This is a genomic window from Sphaerisporangium flaviroseum, assembly GCF_039537005.1.
GTDB lineage: Bacteria > Actinomycetota > Actinomycetes > Streptosporangiales > Streptosporangiaceae > Sphaerisporangium > Sphaerisporangium flaviroseum.
Window position 1 is genome coordinate 26,233 of the sequence record NZ_BAAAZR010000007.1, and the last position, 15,348, is coordinate 41,580.

Annotated in this window: 17 protein-coding genes and 1 riboswitch; of the genes, 14 read left to right on the plus strand and 3 right to left on the minus strand. The window is 67.8% G+C overall.

From position 1 onward, the window contains the following. Window positions 1-51: 51 nt before the first annotated feature. On the minus strand, window positions 52-273 hold the full coding sequence (locus ABD810_RS15485) for a hypothetical protein (protein WP_344939577.1): 222 nt from the start codon (window positions 271-273) through the stop codon (window positions 52-54). 202 nt (window positions 274-475) lie between these two features. On the opposite strand from ABD810_RS15485, the gene ABD810_RS15490 reads away from it, so the two are divergent. The 9 genes from ABD810_RS15490 to otsB all read left to right on the plus strand — a co-directional run bounded on the left by ABD810_RS15490 (window position 476) and on the right by otsB (window position 7,417). Next, entirely contained in the window at window positions 476-1,801 is a 1,326-nt protein-coding gene (locus ABD810_RS15490) for a helix-turn-helix domain-containing protein (protein ID WP_344939579.1), read from the plus strand. After that, complete coding sequence (locus ABD810_RS15495; RefSeq protein WP_344939581.1) at window positions 1,801-2,337, plus strand: GNAT family N-acetyltransferase; 537 nt, start codon at window positions 1,801-1,803, stop codon at window positions 2,335-2,337. The genes ABD810_RS15490 and ABD810_RS15495 overlap by 1 nt, the downstream gene beginning before the upstream one ends. A 119-nt stretch (window positions 2,338-2,456) precedes the next feature. Then, on the plus strand, window positions 2,457-3,608 hold the full coding sequence (locus ABD810_RS15500; RefSeq protein WP_344939584.1) for a radical SAM protein: 1,152 nt from the start codon (window positions 2,457-2,459) through the stop codon (window positions 3,606-3,608). Beyond that, window positions 3,605-4,213: a dTMP kinase gene (gene tmk / locus ABD810_RS15505; protein WP_344939586.1), complete on the plus strand. Its 609-nt coding sequence runs from the start codon at window positions 3,605-3,607 to the stop codon at window positions 4,211-4,213. The genes ABD810_RS15500 and tmk overlap by 4 nt, the downstream gene beginning before the upstream one ends. A 22-nt stretch (window positions 4,214-4,235) precedes the next feature. Then, window positions 4,236-5,054, plus strand: coding sequence for an exodeoxyribonuclease III (locus tag ABD810_RS15510; protein WP_344939588.1), 819 nt, complete (start codon window positions 4,236-4,238; stop codon window positions 5,052-5,054). A 43-nt stretch (window positions 5,055-5,097) separates the two neighbouring features. Further along, on the plus strand, window positions 5,098-5,421 hold the full coding sequence (locus ABD810_RS15515) for a MazG-like family protein (protein WP_344939590.1): 324 nt from the start codon (window positions 5,098-5,100) through the stop codon (window positions 5,419-5,421). A gap of 90 nt (window positions 5,422-5,511) precedes the next feature. Further along, window positions 5,512-5,934 (plus strand): tyrosine-type recombinase/integrase, encoded by a 423-nt coding sequence (locus tag ABD810_RS15520; RefSeq protein ID WP_344940021.1) that lies wholly within the window; start codon window positions 5,512-5,514, stop codon window positions 5,932-5,934. 306 nt (window positions 5,935-6,240) lie between these two features. Further along, window positions 6,241-6,555 (plus strand): DUF3263 domain-containing protein, encoded by a 315-nt coding sequence (locus ABD810_RS15525; RefSeq protein ID WP_344939592.1) that lies wholly within the window; start codon window positions 6,241-6,243, stop codon window positions 6,553-6,555. Between the two features lie 46 nt (window positions 6,556-6,601). Continuing rightward, complete coding sequence (gene otsB / locus ABD810_RS15530) at window positions 6,602-7,417, plus strand: trehalose-phosphatase (protein WP_344940024.1); 816 nt, start codon at window positions 6,602-6,604, stop codon at window positions 7,415-7,417. Here otsB and ABD810_RS15535 read toward each other — a convergent pair. Both ABD810_RS15535 and ABD810_RS15540 read right to left on the minus strand, forming a co-directional pair. Next, on the minus strand, window positions 7,347-8,585 hold the full coding sequence (locus ABD810_RS15535) for an MFS transporter (RefSeq protein WP_344939594.1): 1,239 nt from the start codon (window positions 8,583-8,585) through the stop codon (window positions 7,347-7,349). The two genes, otsB and ABD810_RS15535, sit on opposite strands and share 71 nt — an antisense overlap. 60 nt (window positions 8,586-8,645) lie before the next feature. Beyond that, window positions 8,646-10,073 carry an alpha,alpha-trehalose-phosphate synthase (UDP-forming) gene (locus ABD810_RS15540; protein WP_344939597.1) on the minus strand — a complete coding sequence of 476 codons (1,428 nt, stop codon included), beginning with the start codon at window positions 10,071-10,073 and terminating at the stop codon, window positions 8,646-8,648. Between the two features lie 163 nt (window positions 10,074-10,236). Between ABD810_RS15540 and ABD810_RS15545 the strand changes: the two genes are divergently transcribed. The 5 genes from ABD810_RS15545 (at window position 10,237) to groL (ending at window position 15,285) form a co-directional block, all read left to right on the plus strand. Continuing rightward, window positions 10,237-10,800, plus strand: coding sequence for an RNA polymerase sigma factor (locus ABD810_RS15545; protein ID WP_344939599.1), 564 nt, complete (start codon window positions 10,237-10,239; stop codon window positions 10,798-10,800). A 173-nt stretch (window positions 10,801-10,973) separates the two neighbouring features. Further along, window positions 10,974-11,137, plus strand: a riboswitch (SAM riboswitch). Between the two features lie 15 nt (window positions 11,138-11,152). Beyond that, window positions 11,153-12,448, plus strand: coding sequence for a threonine synthase (gene thrC, locus ABD810_RS15550; RefSeq protein ID WP_344939601.1), 1,296 nt, complete (start codon window positions 11,153-11,155; stop codon window positions 12,446-12,448). A 13-nt stretch (window positions 12,449-12,461) separates the two neighbouring features. Then, the gene (locus ABD810_RS15555) at window positions 12,462-12,737 is read left to right on the plus strand and encodes a MoaD/ThiS family protein (RefSeq protein WP_344939603.1); all 276 of its coding nucleotides are present in this window, start codon (window positions 12,462-12,464) and stop codon (window positions 12,735-12,737) included. Between the two features lie 335 nt (window positions 12,738-13,072). Further along, window positions 13,073-13,273, plus strand: a complete 201-nt coding sequence (locus ABD810_RS15560) for a cold-shock protein (RefSeq protein WP_248960783.1) — start codon at window positions 13,073-13,075, stop codon at window positions 13,271-13,273. A 386-nt stretch (window positions 13,274-13,659) separates the two neighbouring features. Beyond that, window positions 13,660-15,285 carry a chaperonin GroEL gene (gene groL / locus ABD810_RS15565; RefSeq protein WP_344939606.1) on the plus strand — a complete coding sequence of 542 codons (1,626 nt, stop codon included), beginning with the start codon at window positions 13,660-13,662 and terminating at the stop codon, window positions 15,283-15,285. The last annotated feature ends 63 nt before the right edge of the window (window positions 15,286-15,348 follow it).

Below are 15,348 nucleotides of genomic sequence, written 5' to 3' on the forward strand. Positions count from 1 at the left end.
CGCGGCTCCGGAGCAGGGGCACCACGCGTTTCGACGCGGCATCGGACCGGGTCACGAGGAGGACGCCAGCTCGGCGCGGCTCTCTTGCTCGGCGATCGCACGGCACAGCTCGAGCTCGTTATCACCGTCAACGGTGCGCCAGGCGCCGGCCTGCTCTTCGGCTTCGTCGTAGGGGCGTTCACGCGTTGCCCACAGCCGGTCTTCGGTGCTGCGGAAAACCCGCCATCCGGTTGGGACCGCCTGGCAGGTGAAAGTGGCTTTAGGCTCGTGCATGGGTCGGACCTCCACGTCCGATCAAGGGGCCCGCCGGTGATGCCTCACCCTTGGCGGGCTCCGCCTTTGAGGTGACTCTGCGCTATCAACGCAGCGCGGCGTGTGTTCCCCTGTGCCATGCTGGTAGCGATCAGGCGCGATTCCAAGGGCAGCGATTTGGCCAATTTGGTTTGGCCAACGGTGTCCAAAATGAGGAGCCGGCATGCCACGTGGCCCTGACGCAGTCGATGGGACCCGCTCGCCTTGGCACTTACTCGGCGCTGCCCTGCGGCAGTGGCGGGAAATGCGTGGCCTGACGCTTCAAGAGCTGGCGCCGATGGTTCCGATCGACCTGTCCGTGCTGGCCAAGTGGGAGCGAGGAACTCGCCGGCCGCCCGAGGACGCTGTGGAGCGACTCGATCGGGCGCTAGGTGCCGGTGGCATTCTGGTAACGATGCACGGTTTCGCGTTGGCCAACGAGACGCCGCAGCCATCACCCCAGGCCGCGGAGCGGTGGGATGCTGACGCCATGGACCCACTGCGCCGCCAACTCCTACTCGGCGGTATCGCTGCGGCGGGAACCGCCGCTTCCGCTCCGTTCCAGGACGGGCTGGAGCGGCTGCGCTTCGTCGTTGATCGCAACGTTGGTACCCCGGGCATCGAGGATTACGAGGAACTGGCGTGGGAGTACTCCCACGCGATCGTGTCGCGCCCGCAACGGGAGGTGCTCGGTAACCTGGCGGCTGATGTGCTCGCTCTCCAACGGGCCATGACATCGGTCCCTGCCAGGGAGGCCGCCCGTTGGTTACGCGTCAACGCGCGCATGAGCAACCTGCTCGCCCACACGCTGGGGTCGACCGGGTTCGCCCGCGAGTCGCTGCACTGGTGGAGCGTGGCCCGGCGAGCTGCCGAACAGACCGGCGACCCGTTCGTGCAGGGGTTTGCGTACGCCTCAGAGGCGGTGCAGGCGCTGCACGAGGACCGGCCGGTGGCGCTGGTGTTGGCGCGCGCGGACAAGGCGTTGGAGCTCACTCAGAGGCAGCCCTGCGTGGCGACGGTGGAGGCCCTCGGCGCCCGATCACACGCGCTGATCCTGCTGGGCGACGTCGGTCAGGCCTACGCCGCCCTGGATGAGCAGGCGCAGGTGTTCGAGCAGCTTTCCGACGAGGTGACCTCGGATCTGCTGTCGACCGAGGGATGGCCGGCGTTCCGGCTGCTCTACAGCCGGTCCTTGGTGTACACCCTGGCTGGGCACCCGGGCGCTGACAGCGCGCAACGGGAGGCGCTCGCGTCCTACCCGGCCGGGCGGCCTCGGCAGCGTGGCCAGGTGGAGCTGCACCGCGCTTACTCCGAGGTCAAGCGCGGCCACATCGAGGGAGGGCTCGACCACGCCCGGCAGGTCCTAGCTGGGCTCGGCCGGGACAACGTCACCAAGTTCGTTCACCACTTGGCGGTCGGGGTAGCCGACGTAGTGCCGGCGGTAGAGCGGGCGCGGGCGTCCGTGATCGAATACCGCGAACAGCTTGCGCTACCGGCCGGAGGAACTTGATGGGCATCGTGTTCGAGCACAAGTACGGCGGTGACGCCGCTGAGGTCCTGGCCGACGAGTACGTGGTCCCCTACCTGGAGATTCAGGCGGAGCCGCCGTACAACTCCAACCCGAACGCGTCCCGGGAACGGTACCTGGAGCGGACCCGCCGTCAGGTCGACAACCCCGGGTTTCACCTGGTGTCAGCCGGCGACGAGGGCGGGCGGCTGATCGGGTGGACGTTCGGACTTCCGTTCGCCGCTGGCCGGTGGTGGGGCGGGGACAACACGCCCGCACCGGACGAGGTGTTGCAGGCGGAGAAGTTCGCTGTCATCGAGCTCAACGTGATCCTCAAGGAGCGGGGCAAGGGGTACGGGCGGCGGTTGCTGGAGGAGCTTCTCGGCGCCCGGCCGGAGCCGTGGGCCATGCTGCTGAGTCTGCCAGCGGCCCCGGCGCACGACATGTACGAGCATCTGGGGTGGCACGTCGCGGGGACCAATCAGCCGGCGCCGGATGCCGATGTCGCTGATGTGATGGTGCTCAAGCTCGGCGGCTGATCCCCGCTGCTTTCTGCGATTGGCCAGTTTGGCCAATCGCATTGGCCAAAACGCTCCCCTTGGCATCGGCCCGCGGTCGGCTCAGCATGACGATGAACCCCCGACACAGGGAGGCAGCCATGCGCACCAGCAGAACGCGGCAGACCCAAGGGGACGCCATTACGTCCCGTCCGATCGCCGGCGCCAGCCACGCATCCTCGTGCTACTTCCGGACGACGGTTCCCGATGGGCAGCGCAAAGCACTCGTGCAGATCACCGAGAAGTGCAACCTGCGGTGCGCACACTGTTTCGTCTCCGCCACTCAATACGGCGACACGATGACCATGAACGACCTGGAGGACAAGGTCGTCCCGCGGCTCGCCGTGGCTGGTGTCACCCGAGTCACTCTCACTGGCGGCGAGCCGTTCGCCCATCCCGACCCGCTCGGCGTCATCCAGCTCTTCCAGACCGCGGGTATGAGCGTTGGCGTCTGTACCAACGCCACTCTCACCAGCGACAAGCACATCGAGGCCCTGGCCGCGATGCCTGGAGTGCACGTAAACGTGTCCCTCGACGGGTTCGCCGCCGACTCCCACGGCAAGTTCCGCGGCGACCGCGCGAGTTTCGCCATCACGGTGGATACGGTGCGCCGTTTCGCCGCCGCCGGACTTTTGCAGGGCCTGCTGTGCACGCCGAACCGGCTGGCCGAGGTCACCGAGTACGAGCAGTTGTGCGCGTTCGCCGTCGAGTGCGGCGCGCAATACGTGCTGATGAACCCGCTGTCGTCGATGGGGCGCGGTGCCAAGGCCAAGAAGGCGCTCGCGACTGCCGACGCGGTGATGAGCGACATCGCCGCCCGCACCGCCCCGTTCGCCGGGCAGCTCGAACTGGTGAACATCCGCTTCCCCAACGAGGCCGGGCTGCCGCTCGCGGGCTGCGAGGCCGGGCGGATCATCTACGTGTTCACCTCGGGCGAGGTCACCGCCTGCCCTTACCTGGTGTTTGCGGCTCGCACCGCCGTCTCACGGCACGACCCTGGTGAGTTCATCGTCGGCAACATCTACACCGATCCCGACATCGGCCAGCGGCTCGACGCCTACAACTTGCACGACCGTTACCGGGTCGGCGCAAACTCGACCTGCTCGGCCTGCTCCATGGAGCAGAGGTGCGGCAAGGGTTGTCCTGCGGCGGTCGTCGCGGTCGGTGGACGAATCGGTGACCTCGACGCCGAGCAGTGCCCTGTCACCGCCGGGCGGGTGCCAGCGGGGCGGCTGCTGCCGGTGGTGCCATGAGCGGCGTCCTGGTCGCGCTGGACGGGCCTGGCGGCGCCGGCAAGTCCTCCATGACCCGGCAGTTGTTCGACGCGCTGACCGGCGCCGGTCTGCCCGTGCTGGCGACCACCGAGCCCTCTCGTACCGAGCTAGGCGAATTGGCCCGCCATGGCACCGACACCTACCGCGGATTGGCGTACGCATGTCTGATCGCCGCTGACCGCTACCACCACTTGGACAGCGAGATCACCCCCGCACTGCAGGCGGGTCGGCTGGTGTTGTGCGACCGGTACATCGCCTCCAGCCTGGTCCTGCAGCGCCTCGACGGCGTGCCGCTGGAGTTCCTGCGGCATCTGGCAGCACATGTCCCCCCTCCGGACATGCAGATCATCCTCACCGCTGACCCCGGGCTTCTGCGCCAGCGACTCGACGAGCGGGGGACGCATTCGCGGTATGAGCGCGATCTGAGTTCCTGTCGCCGTGAGCATGAGCTGTACGCCGAAACGGCGCGCCTGCTGCGTGAGGACGGTGTATATCTCCTGCACGTCGATACTTCCACCGTGTCTCCGGCGGAACTGACGGCCGAGCTCGCGGTGCAAATCACCGCGCTGTGGCAGCGCCGGTGACCCGAACGCTGAGGGAGAGTCCGTGGGGATCCGAGCGCTGACCGTCAACATCGGCAACCCCTCCGTCGCGCGGGCCCGCCGGCAATTGGTCTGGCTGGCGCGCCAGGACGTCGATGTGCTGGTGCTCACCGAAACCAAGGCCAGCGCCGGGTGCGAGTTGCTGCGTGAGGCGTTCACCCGCGCTGGCTACCACGTGACCGGCGCGGTCCCCGTGGGCGGTGGCTACGGCGCGATGATCTTGTCTCGGCTGCCTGTCGAGGTTGACACCTTGACGGATGCGATCACCTACCTGCCGGAACGGGTGGCGTCCATCATCGTGTCCACCCCGGCGGGACCACTGCGTATCGCCGGAGTCTACGTGCCCTCGCGCGACGCCAGCCCGGGCAAGATCGAGCGCAAGCAGCGCTTCCTGGACACCTTCGTTGTCGCCGCGGGCAAGGCCGCCGCCGAGATGCCGCTGGTACTCCTCGGAGACCTCAACATCCTCGAGCCCGACCACCGGCCCCGGTATGGGTTCTTCCGGCCGTTCGAGTACGACGCCTACCGGGGCCTGGTCGACGGCGGTCTGGTTGACGCGTTCCGGCACCTCCACCCGAGCGTCGACGAGTACTCATGGGTCGGGAAGACTGGCGATGGCTACCGCTACGATCACGCACTGGTATGCACTGCGCTGGCCCGTCACGTCACCAGCTGCGTGTACGTGCACGCGTGCCGGACAGGGCCAGAGGCTTTCACCGACCACTCCGGTATGGCGCTCCAGCTCGCACACCCGGCTCCGGGGCGGCTGGCCGTCAGCGACCCTATGGCGCAGTCACAGTCCGGGCCCGACACGCTGTTCTGATCCGCCCCCCACGTCACAGCGGGGCCCGATAATCTCACCGGTCATGGACGTCGACATCTGGCAGAACGTCGACCAGGTCGTGACCTGGCTCGACGGCGAGAGCAAGCAGGCGACGGATATCGAGCTGTTGCTGCGGATCCTCAAGGTTTCCGAGGAGGCCGGCGAGGTAGCCGAAGCCGTGGTCGGCGCTTTCGGCCAGAACCCGCGTAAGGGATTCACTCACACCTGGGAGGACGTTGACGCCGAGCTGTGCGACGTCATCCTCACTGCCATGGTCGCACTGCGGTCACGCAATCCCGACGCCGCGAAGGTCTTCAGCGCACATCTAGCCGGAGTGACTTCTCGGTCGCTCAGTACTCGCAGCTGACGAACCCCATCCCGGCGTCTCTACCGGCGACGGCTGATGTAGCTCATTTCCTCGGCGAGCTCGCGGAAGTCGTGCCTGAGGGAGGGGGACATCAAGAACGCCAAGCCGCACGTGGTCGACGTCGACGAGACGACCGTGGCGTTGCTGAAGGCGTACAAGCGGGAGCGGGGGAGTCTGGCGCTGAAGCTGGCGCGCGATGACGCCCTGGTCTTCGCGACGCTCGAGGGGAAGTGGAAGGACCCCGATTGGTTCTCGCGGTTGTTCCGCGAGGCGCTCGTGGAGTGCCGGCGGCACCTCGAGGCCAGCGGCGTAGACCTGCCCAAGATTCGGCTGCATGACCTTCGGCATACGCACCCCACACTCCTGCTCGCCCGGGGTGAGCCGATCAAGGTGGTCAGCGAGCGCCTAGGGCATGCGAGCGTGACCGTCACCCTCACCTACTACGCAGACGTCATGCCCGGCAACCAGCGCACCGCTGCGGAGAAGTTTGCCGCCCTGGTCGCGGAGACCTGAAACACCCTGCTCCACGGATCGGAAGTATCAGCGCGGTATCACGAGGCCGATGTGGCGCCCCATATGAGCCCGGCTCGGTTCCTTGACCTGCATGTCCCTCGGAAGTCCCTCGGGCGCTTCGTGAGACTTTACGTCTCCCGAACTGTCATGAACAGCCGCGAATTCCCGACTACGATTGCCACGGGCCGCATGCGCGCGTCGTGGCTCAGGGTCGCGCTCGCCCGGGCGCTCGTTCGCTCGTCTCCTGCTCTCCCCTGCCCCGATGGCCGTCGACGTCTCCCCGCATGCCCCACCGAGGAGGACAGCATGGACACCGCACCCGATCACGGTGACAGCGATCCGGAGGAACCATCCACCCCCCACACTCCCGGCGAGCTCACCGTCCGGGAGCGTGAGCTGCTCGCCTTCGAGCGCCAGTGGTGGCGTTACGCCGGTGCGAAGGAGCAGGCGATCCGCGAGACCTTCGACATCTCGGCGACCCGTTACTACCAGCTCCTCGGCCAGCTCATCGACCGCGCCGAGGCCATGGCCCACGACCCCATGACGGTGAAGCGGCTGCGGCGGCTGCGGGCCGCACGCCAGCGGGAGCGCGCGGCGCGCCGTCTGGGCATGCGCCCCTGATCCCTGGGGTACTGGTCAACGCGTGACTCATGATGTATTGCCGGATATAGCCGGTTTGGCGGCCATCAAGGCCGATCCCGCGGGCGCGGTGATCGGCCTCGACTTCGACGGAACGCTGGCGCCGATCGTCCCCGACCCCGCCGACGCCCGCGTCGACCCGCACGCCGCGTCGGCCCTGGTGCGCCTCGGCGGCCTGGTGGGCGCCGTGGTGCTCGTCACCGGCCGCCCGGCCGCCACGGCCATCGCCTACGGTGCGGTGCCGGGCGGGCCCGGTCTCGCGGACGTGCCCGGCCTGGTGGTGCTCGGCCAGTACGGCCTGGAGCGCTGGGAGGCCGGCCAGGTGACGTCCCCGCCGCCGCCACCGGGCGTCGACCGCGTGCGCGCCGAGCTGCCCGGCCTGCTGGCGGCCCTCGGCCTCACCCTCACCGGCGGCGAGGAACCGGGAGTGACCATTGAGGACAAGGGGAGGGCCCTCGCCGTCCACACCCGCAGGGCCGCGGACCCGGAGGCGGCCCTGCGGGCCCTGCGCGAGCCGCTGGCGAAGCTGGCCGCCGAAAGCGGCATGCAGGTCGAGCCGGGACGGCTGGTGCTGGAGTTGCGCCCCGCCGGGATGGACAAGGGCCACGCGCTCAGCGCGTTCCTCGCCGAACGCGGCGCGAGGTCCGTGCTGTTCGCCGGGGACGACCTGGGAGACCTCGCGGCCTTCGAGGCGGTGCGCCTGTCTGGGCTGCCGGGTGTGACGGTCTGCAGCGCCTCCCTGGAGGTCGCGGCGCTCGCTCAGCGCGCCGACCTCATCGTCGACGGTCCGGCCGGAGTGGCGGCGCTGCTGTCGGCCCTGGCCGGCGCTCTAAGCGGGCCGTGAGCGCTATACCCGTGAACGCGCAGACGATCAGCAGCGGGACCATCAGGAAGGCCGTGCGGGTGCCGAAGCCGTCGGCGAGGGCGCCGAGCGTGAACGGCCCGATGCCGACGGCGAGGCTCGCCCAGACGGCAGCCGTCGCCCCCGCCTGGTCCGGCCGTCCGCCCGCCATGGCGATGACCCTCGATAGCCCGAGCGGGAACTGCACGGCGACGCCCAGCCCGCACAGGGCCAGGCCCGCGTAGGAGACCACCGGCTGGGTGCTGAGCCAGAAGACCGCCCAGCCGGCCAGGGTCACCGCAAGGGCGCCGGTCAGAAGGGGAGCCGGGTCCATCCGCAGGGCCAGCCGCCCTCCGGTGAACCTGCCCACCGCGATGCCGGCGGTGAACGCCGTGAGCCCGGTGGCGGCCGCCGCCGGGCTCATGTCCGTCTGGTCCGCCAGCAGCTTGGCGGCCCAGAGGTTGAAGAGGAACTCCATGGCCACCAGGCAGAACAGCACCACGCAGGCGACGTGGAAGCGCCAGCCGTACGGCACCCTGGCCGCGGTGGCGGGGCCGGGCTCGGGGTGATCGGTCACCGGCGGGACGGCCGGCACCCACACGCGCCCCATGAGCACGAGCAGGAGGAACGTCGTGACCGGCGTGAGCAGGATGCCGGTCCGCCATCCGAGCGGCGTGTCGGCGAGCACGCTGATGAGGTAGGACACCCCGATGCCGACCGTGACGCCGACGGCGTTGGCCTCGTTGATGGCCGCGGGCCCGGCCGCTCCGTGGTGGTCGCTCAGGGTGGACATGCCCATGTACAGCGTGAACGACCCGCCCGCGCTGGCCAGCCCGAAACCGAGCAGGGTGACGGGCAGCGTCGTGGTCACCGTGACCAGCACGACGCCGAGCGACACCGTGATCAGGCCCAGCCAGGTCGCGCGGCGCCTGCCGATCTTGGCCGTGACCCGCGCCATCGCGATGCCGCTGAGGACCCCGCCCACGGCCATGGCGGTGCCGTGCAGCCCCGCGACGGCCTGGGAGACCCCTTGCTCGATACGGAGCAGCGGAAGCGCGGCGGACAGCCCGTAGAGGTAGGTGGCGAAGATCGCGAGCTGCAGGTAGATAAGCCAGGTCGGGCGGTCTCGTGTGAGCCGGGCGCGCGATCGGACGGTCGTGGTCGAGCTCACTGATCCCCCGTGCCTCGGAGCGCTCCAACGGTCAGAAAGGTATCACCGCTGTATAAAAGATCAGCGCTCGAGGGCGGTGAGCTGGTCGGCGAACCACCGGCTCGGGGGGAGGGCCGTGGCGGCGGCGCGCAGCCGGATGCCCCGCTTGGCGCGCTCCTCCTCCGGAAGCATCAGCGCCTCATACAGGGCGTTCGCCGTACCGGAGACGTCGTACGGATTGACCAGGAGGGAGTCCTGGCCGAGCTCGGCCGCGGCCCCCGCCTCCCTGGACAGCACGAGCGCGCAGTGCGGCGCGAGGATCGGGCCCTCCTTGGCCACGAGGTTCATGCCGTCGCGGATCGGGTTCACCAGCAGCACGTCGGCCATGCGATAGGCGGCGAGCGACCGGGCGTAGTCGTCGTCCACGTTGAGTATCAGAGGGTCCCAGTCCTCGCCGCCGAACTCGTCCTCGATCTCCGCCGCGCAGCGCTGGACGGCCGCGGTGTACTCGCGGTACTCGGGCAGGTCGTGGCGCGAGGGATAGGCGAAGGCAAGGTGCACCACCTTGCCGTGCCACTCGGGATGGTCGGTCAGGAACTGCTTGTAGGCCGACAGTCCCCGGACGATGTTCTTCGACAGCTCGGTCCTGTCGATGCGCACGATCAGCTTGCGGTCGCCCACGCGCTCGCGGAGGGCGGTCATGTGCGACTCGACGTCGGGCTCCAGGGCGCGGGTCCAGAGGGCGTCACCGTCGACGCCCAGGGCGTGCACGCCGATGCGCGTCGTCCTGTCCTCGTAGGTGACCGTGCGTTCGGCGCGGTCGGTCTTGGCGCCGAGCAGCGTCTCGCAGCAGTCCATGAAGGCCGAGGCCCAGCGCGTGGTGAGGAAGCCGGCGTGGTCGGCGCCGAGGATGCCCGACAGCAGCTCGGCGGAGATGTCGTCGGGCAGCAGCGAGAAGTACTCCGGCGGAGCCCACGGCGTGTGGGAGAAGTGGGAGATGCGCAGGTCGGGGCGCTCCACCCGGAGCATCGCGGGGGCCAGGGTCAGGTGGTAGTCCTGGATCATCACGCGGGCCCCGTGCGCGGCCTCCTCGGCCAGCGCGAGCGCGAACGCCGCGTTGTAGTCCTGGTACGACTCCCACTCCCTGCGGAACCGCATGTCGAACTGCGGTGAGTTGGGGATGTCGTAGAGCAGGTGGTTGACGAACCACAGCGTGGAGTTCGCCACGGCGTTGTAGGCGCGGTGAAAGGTCGCGGGCGGGATGTCCAGCATGCGGACCGGGCCGGTTTCGTATCCCGCCTGGTCGAGGCGCCCGCTCGGCGCCAGCCGTATGGCGCGGCGGTCGCCGTCGGAGAGCGCGGCGCACACCCACAGCACGTCGGAGTCCTTGACCACCTCCGACAGGCCGGAGACCATGCCGCCACCGCCTCGGCGCATCGACAGCGTGCCGTCGTCGGCAAGCGTGAACGACACGGGGCCCCGGTTGGAGGCCAGCAGAATAGTGTTCATCTGCCCATCACCACTCCTCGTCCGCCACACGGCGGTCGTCCCTCGCCGTTCTTCTCCGCTGTGATGCGCACTTGGCCGCAGATTAAATAAATTTAACGCTCCCAATAAGATGGGCTGGTGGTGAGGTCGAGGCAATGTGCGCGAGGTCGAGGGGAGCTCCTTCATGGCGCTTGATGAGACGACCGAAGAGCTGGCCGTCGCCGCCGCCCAAGGTGATCACCGCTCCCTCGGAGAGCTACTCCGTCGCATCGAGCCTGACGTGCTCCGCCACTGCGCGAGGCTCCTGCCCTACCACCAGGACGCGGAGGAGGCTTGCCAGGATACGTTGCTGGCCGTCGCCCGCAACATCGGGCGCTTCGAGGGAAGGGCACGTTTTTCCACCTGGTTGCACATCGTCACCGCCAACTGTGCCCGCACCACCTACCGCACCTTGAAGCGCCGGGGCGCCGAGCAGTCCTCCGAAGAATTACCCGACATGCGGGCCGACCCGCGAAGGGTGAGCGTGATCGCCGGATCTCGCCTCGATCTGCTCGACGCGATGGAGGCCCTGGAGGCCGACAAGCCCGACCTCGCCCAGGCGCTCGTGCTGCGCGACATCTGCCAGCTCGACTACAACGAGGTCGCCGACCAGCTCGGCATCCCGCTCGGCACGGCGAAGTCGCGCATCCACCAGGCCCGTAAGTTCGTCCAGGCGGCCCTGGGTGACGCCTACGGCTGGAAATCCTGACCCTGCCCGGCAAGTATGCGACCCTCCCGCCTCCGGCCTTGGCAAAGGCGCTTTCATCGCTACACGGCGGCCCGCACCGTCTCATATCGTGAGACGGGCGGCCAAGGCTCCTGATGGGCGGGGTACAGTTCTTTAGACCTGCTTGTAATGTCGGCGGGATCACAACTTCATATTGCTCATCCAGAGGGGTGGAGGGACCGGCCCTGCGAAGCCCCGGCAACCCTCCCGGCTGTGGTCATACGCGTCTCCGAACGGCGTGGCAACAAGACCAGTGAGACCGGCCGGGACAGGTGCCAATTCCGGCCCGTGACCAAGGTGGTCCGGGCGAAGATGAGGGGAAAGGCCTCGCTTCATGGCGCTCGCAACAGCTGAGACTACGACCACACTCGACTTCGGCCCCGCCGTCGCACTCTCGTGCCGCGAATGCGGCACTCGCTACGACCTCGGACCGACCTTCGCCTGTATCGAGTGTTTCGGGCCACTCGAAGTGGCCTACACCTGGGACGGCCCCGACGCCGGCCGCACCTCGCCGGTGACCCGGGAACAGATCGCGTCCGGCCCCACCAACATCTGGCGATACCGAGGGCTTCTCCCGGTGCCCGTGGACGTCGCCTCCAAGCCCAACCTCGCCCCCGGCTGGACCAAGCTCGTCAAGGCCGACAATCTGGCCCGTGAGCTGGGAATCCGTAGCCTGCACGTCAAGGACGACTCCGGAAACCCGACCCATTCCTTCAAGGACAGGGTCGTCGCGATCGCCCTCGAGGCGGCGCGCAACTTCGGCTTCCACACCCTTTCGTGCTCGTCCACGGGCAACCTCGCGGGGGCCGTCGGCGCCGCCGCGGCGCGCGCCGGGCTGGACTCCTGCGTGTTCATCCCGTCCAACCTCGAAGAAGCCAAGATCACGATGGCGTCGGTGTACGGCGGCCGGCTGGTCGGCATCGAGGGCACCTACGACGAGGTGAACCGCTTCTGCTCGGAGCTCATAGGGGACCCCCTGGGCGACAAGTGGGGGTTCGTCAACGTCAATCTCCGGCCGTACTACGGGGAGGGCTCCAAGACCCTCGCCTACGAGATCGCCGAGCAACTGGGCTGGCGGATCCCCGACCAGATCATCGTGCCGGTGGCGTCCGGCTCGCAGCTCACGAAGATCGACAAGGGCTTCAAGGAGCTGATCAAGCTAGGGCTCGTCGACGACAAGCCGTACAAGATCTTCGGCGCGCAGGCCGAGGGATGCTCGCCGGTCTCCGCGGCCTACAAGGCCGGTCTCGACATCGTGCAGCCCGTCAAGCCGGACACCATCGCCAAGTCGCTGGCCATCGGCAACCCGGCCGACGGGCCGTACGTGCTCGACATCGCCCGCCGCACGGGGGGAGCGGTCGAGGACGTCACCGACGCGGAGGTGGTGAAGGCCATCCAGTTGCTGGCCCGCACCGAGGGCATCTTCGCCGAGACCGCGGGGGGCGTCACCGTCGGAGTGCTTCGCAAGCTGGTCGAGAACGGACTTGTGGACCCGGAGGCCGAGACGGTGGTGCTCAACACCGGGGACGGCCTGAAGACCCTCGACGCGGTCTCGGCCGAGGCGCGGCCCACCGCCGTCATAAGGCCCTCACTCGACGCATTCCGTACGGCTGTCGCCGATAACTCCTGAAAGGTCGCGATAAATGAGCGTTTCTGTGCGGATTCCGACGATTCTCCGTACGTACACCGATGGTGTGTCGGAGGTGAACGGGGAAGGGGCGACGCTTCGCGAGGTGTTGCAGAAGCTCGACACCGACTTCCCTGGAATCGGCGCCCGCATTCTGGACGAAACGGGCAAGATTCGTCGTTTTGTCAACGTCTATGTCGGAGAAGAGGATGTCCGTTTCGTGGACGGCCTTGACACCGTCACGCCGGAAGGCGCGCAGATCTCCGTGATCCCGGCGGTCGCAGGAGGCTGAGCCTCGGTCCCCGCAACGCCCACGCGTCCGAAGGATGCGTGGGCGTTGGCCTGTCTGGGGACGGCAGAGCTGGCTGCCCTTATAGAAGTTCTTACTGGGCCCGCTGTGTAGTGTAATTATCAACTAACTAAACGCGAGCGAAAAATAGTCACGTACCGCTTAGAGCGAACGTCAAGAAGTAGTTTCGTGATTGACTCTGTTGCGCCAAGCCTTGCCACAGGTATGGTCGAGAACGATCGACGAAGCCGAGGAGTTCGCATGCGTCTCGGCTCGGAAGGTCACGGACCTCGCGGAGGAGTGGGCGGGGTCCGGAGCCCAGCAAGAGGAGTCGGAAAGTGGCGCAGGGCACCGTCAAATGGTTTAACGCGGACAAGGGCTACGGCTTCATCGCGGTAGACGGTGGTAAGGACGTGTTTGTCCACTACTCAGCGATCATGTCCGAGGGATATCGGTCCCTTGAGCAAGGTCAGCGGGTGGAGTTCGAGATCACACAGGGCCAGAAGGGTCCACAGGCGGAGTCCGTCCGGACTGTGTGACGCGGCCGGCGCTGTCCGGTCGTCGACGGAGATCCACTGGTCTCTCTTAGTCAGTAGCTGGAAGGTTCGGTCTGTCATGCACCAAGACAGGCCGAGCCTTCCGTCATGTCCGTGCTTCCCTGGTTGCGGAGACATGCCCAATATTGGGCATACGGTCAGAGAAATCCTTGTGCCGCCCAGGTCATAGGGGTTGTGGCTTGCACTCGACGGGGTAGAGTGCTAAACAGTTCGTTGGCACTCTCCTGTCGAGAGTGACAAATCTGGATCGAGGCGATGGGGCTTCGCGGTCCACGGCGACAGGTGTCGTGAGAGCGCGGGTCTACATGCCGTCGCGGGCGTCGGCTCGATCCGCTGCAAGCCACCCTGTGTCTGGGAGGTCTAGCCGTATGGCAGCCAAGATGATCGCGTTTAACGAGGACGCCCGGCGCGGTCTCGAGCGGGGTATGAACCAGCTCGCCGACGCCGTCAAGGTGACCCTTGGTCCCAAGGGGCGCAACGTCGTGCTGGAGAAGAAGTGGGGCGCTCCCACGATCACCAACGACGGTGTCTCGATCGCCAAGGAGATCGAGCTCGAGGACCCGTGGGAGAAGATCGGGGCCGAGCTGGTCAAGGAGGTCGCGAAGAAGACCGACGACGTCGCGGGTGACGGCACCACCACCGCCACCGTGCTCGCTCAGGCGCTGGTACGCGAGGGCCTGCGCAACGTGGCCGCCGGCGCCAACCCGATGTCCTTGAAGAAGGGCATCGAGGCCGCCGTCGAGCGCGTCAGCGAGGAGCTCTCGAAGATCGCCAAGGATGTGGAGACCAAGGAGCAGATCGCCTCCACCGCCTCCATCTCCGCCGGCGACACGCAGATCGGCGAGATGATCGCCGAGGCGATGGACAAGGTCGGCAAGGAAGGCGTCATCACGGTCGAGGAGAGCAACGCCTTCGGGCTGGAGCTCGAGCTCACCGAGGGTATGCGCTTCGACAAGGGCTACATCTCCGGTTACTTCGTGACCGACCCGGAGCGGATGGAGGCCGTCCTCGACGACCCCTACATCCTGATCGTCAACTCCAAGGTCTCGGCCAACAAGGACCTGCTTCCCCTGCTCGACAAGGTCGTGCAGGCCGGCAAGCCGCTGATGATCATCGCCGAGGACGTCGAGGGCGAGGCCCTGGCGACCCTGGTGGTCAACAAGATCCGCGGCCTGTTCAAGTCCGTGGCCGTCAAGGCCCCCGGCTTCGGCGACCGCCGCAAGGCGATGCTGGGCGACATCGCCACCCTCACCGGTGGCCAGGTCATCAGCGAGGACGTGGGCCTCAAGCTCGAGAGCGCCACGCTCGACCTGCTGGGCCGCGCGCGCCAGGTCATCGTCACCAAGGACGAGACCACCATCGTCGACGGCGCCGGTGACCCCGAGCAGATCTCCGGCCGGGTCAACCAGATCCGCAACGAGATCGAGAACACCGACTCCGACTACGACCGCGAGAAGCTCCAGGAGCGCCTCGCCAAGCTGGCCGGTGGCGTCGCCGTCATCAAGGCCGGCGCGGCCACCGAGGTCGAGCTCAAGGAGCGCAAGCACCGCATCGAGGACGCCGTTCGCAACGCGAAGGCGGCCGTCGAGGAGGGCATCGTCCCCGGCGGTGGCGTGGCTCTGCTGCAGGCCGGCGCCAAGGCGTTCGACAAGCTGGAGCTGTTCAACGACGAGGCCACCGGTGCCGCGATCGTCCGCAAGGCGCTCGAGGAGCCGCTGAAGCAGATCGCCGTCAACGCCGGCCTCGAAGGCGGCGTCGTGGTCGAGCGTGTCCGCAACCTCGAGCTGGGCGTCGGCCTCAACGCCGCGACCGGTGAGTATGTCAACATGCTCGAAGCGGGCATCATCGACCCCGCCAAGGTCACCCGCTCGGCGCTGCAGAACGCCGCCTCCATCGCGGCGCTGTTCCTCACCACCGAGGCCGTCATCGCCGAGAAGCCCGAGAAGACCCCTGCCGCTCCCGCCATGCCCGGCGGCGGCGACATGGACTTCTGAGCCCCGGCTCACAAGCGTCACCGAAAGGGCCACCTCCGGTACTCCGGGGGTGGCCCTTTGGCA

Coding starts and splice junctions, on each gene's coding strand:
- ABD810_RS15485 (WP_344939577.1), bottom strand. CDS start 273: ATGCACGAGCCTAAAGCCACTTTCACCTGCCAGGCGGTCCCAACCGGA.
- ABD810_RS15490 (WP_344939579.1), top strand. CDS start 476: ATGCCACGTGGCCCTGACGCAGTCGATGGGACCCGCTCGCCTTGGCAC.
- ABD810_RS15495 (WP_344939581.1), top strand. CDS start 1,801: ATGGGCATCGTGTTCGAGCACAAGTACGGCGGTGACGCCGCTGAGGTC.
- ABD810_RS15500 (WP_344939584.1), top strand. CDS start 2,457: ATGCGCACCAGCAGAACGCGGCAGACCCAAGGGGACGCCATTACGTCC.
- tmk (WP_344939586.1), top strand. CDS start 3,605: ATGAGCGGCGTCCTGGTCGCGCTGGACGGGCCTGGCGGCGCCGGCAAG.
- ABD810_RS15515 (WP_344939590.1), top strand. CDS start 5,098: ATGGACGTCGACATCTGGCAGAACGTCGACCAGGTCGTGACCTGGCTC.
- ABD810_RS15525 (WP_344939592.1), top strand. CDS start 6,241: ATGGACACCGCACCCGATCACGGTGACAGCGATCCGGAGGAACCATCC.
- ABD810_RS15540 (WP_344939597.1), bottom strand. CDS start 10,073: ATGAACACTATTCTGCTGGCCTCCAACCGGGGCCCCGTGTCGTTCACG.
- ABD810_RS15545 (WP_344939599.1), top strand. CDS start 10,237: ATGGCGCTTGATGAGACGACCGAAGAGCTGGCCGTCGCCGCCGCCCAA.
- thrC (WP_344939601.1), top strand. CDS start 11,153: ATGGCGCTCGCAACAGCTGAGACTACGACCACACTCGACTTCGGCCCC.
- ABD810_RS15555 (WP_344939603.1), top strand. CDS start 12,462: ATGAGCGTTTCTGTGCGGATTCCGACGATTCTCCGTACGTACACCGAT.
- groL (WP_344939606.1), top strand. CDS start 13,660: ATGGCAGCCAAGATGATCGCGTTTAACGAGGACGCCCGGCGCGGTCTC.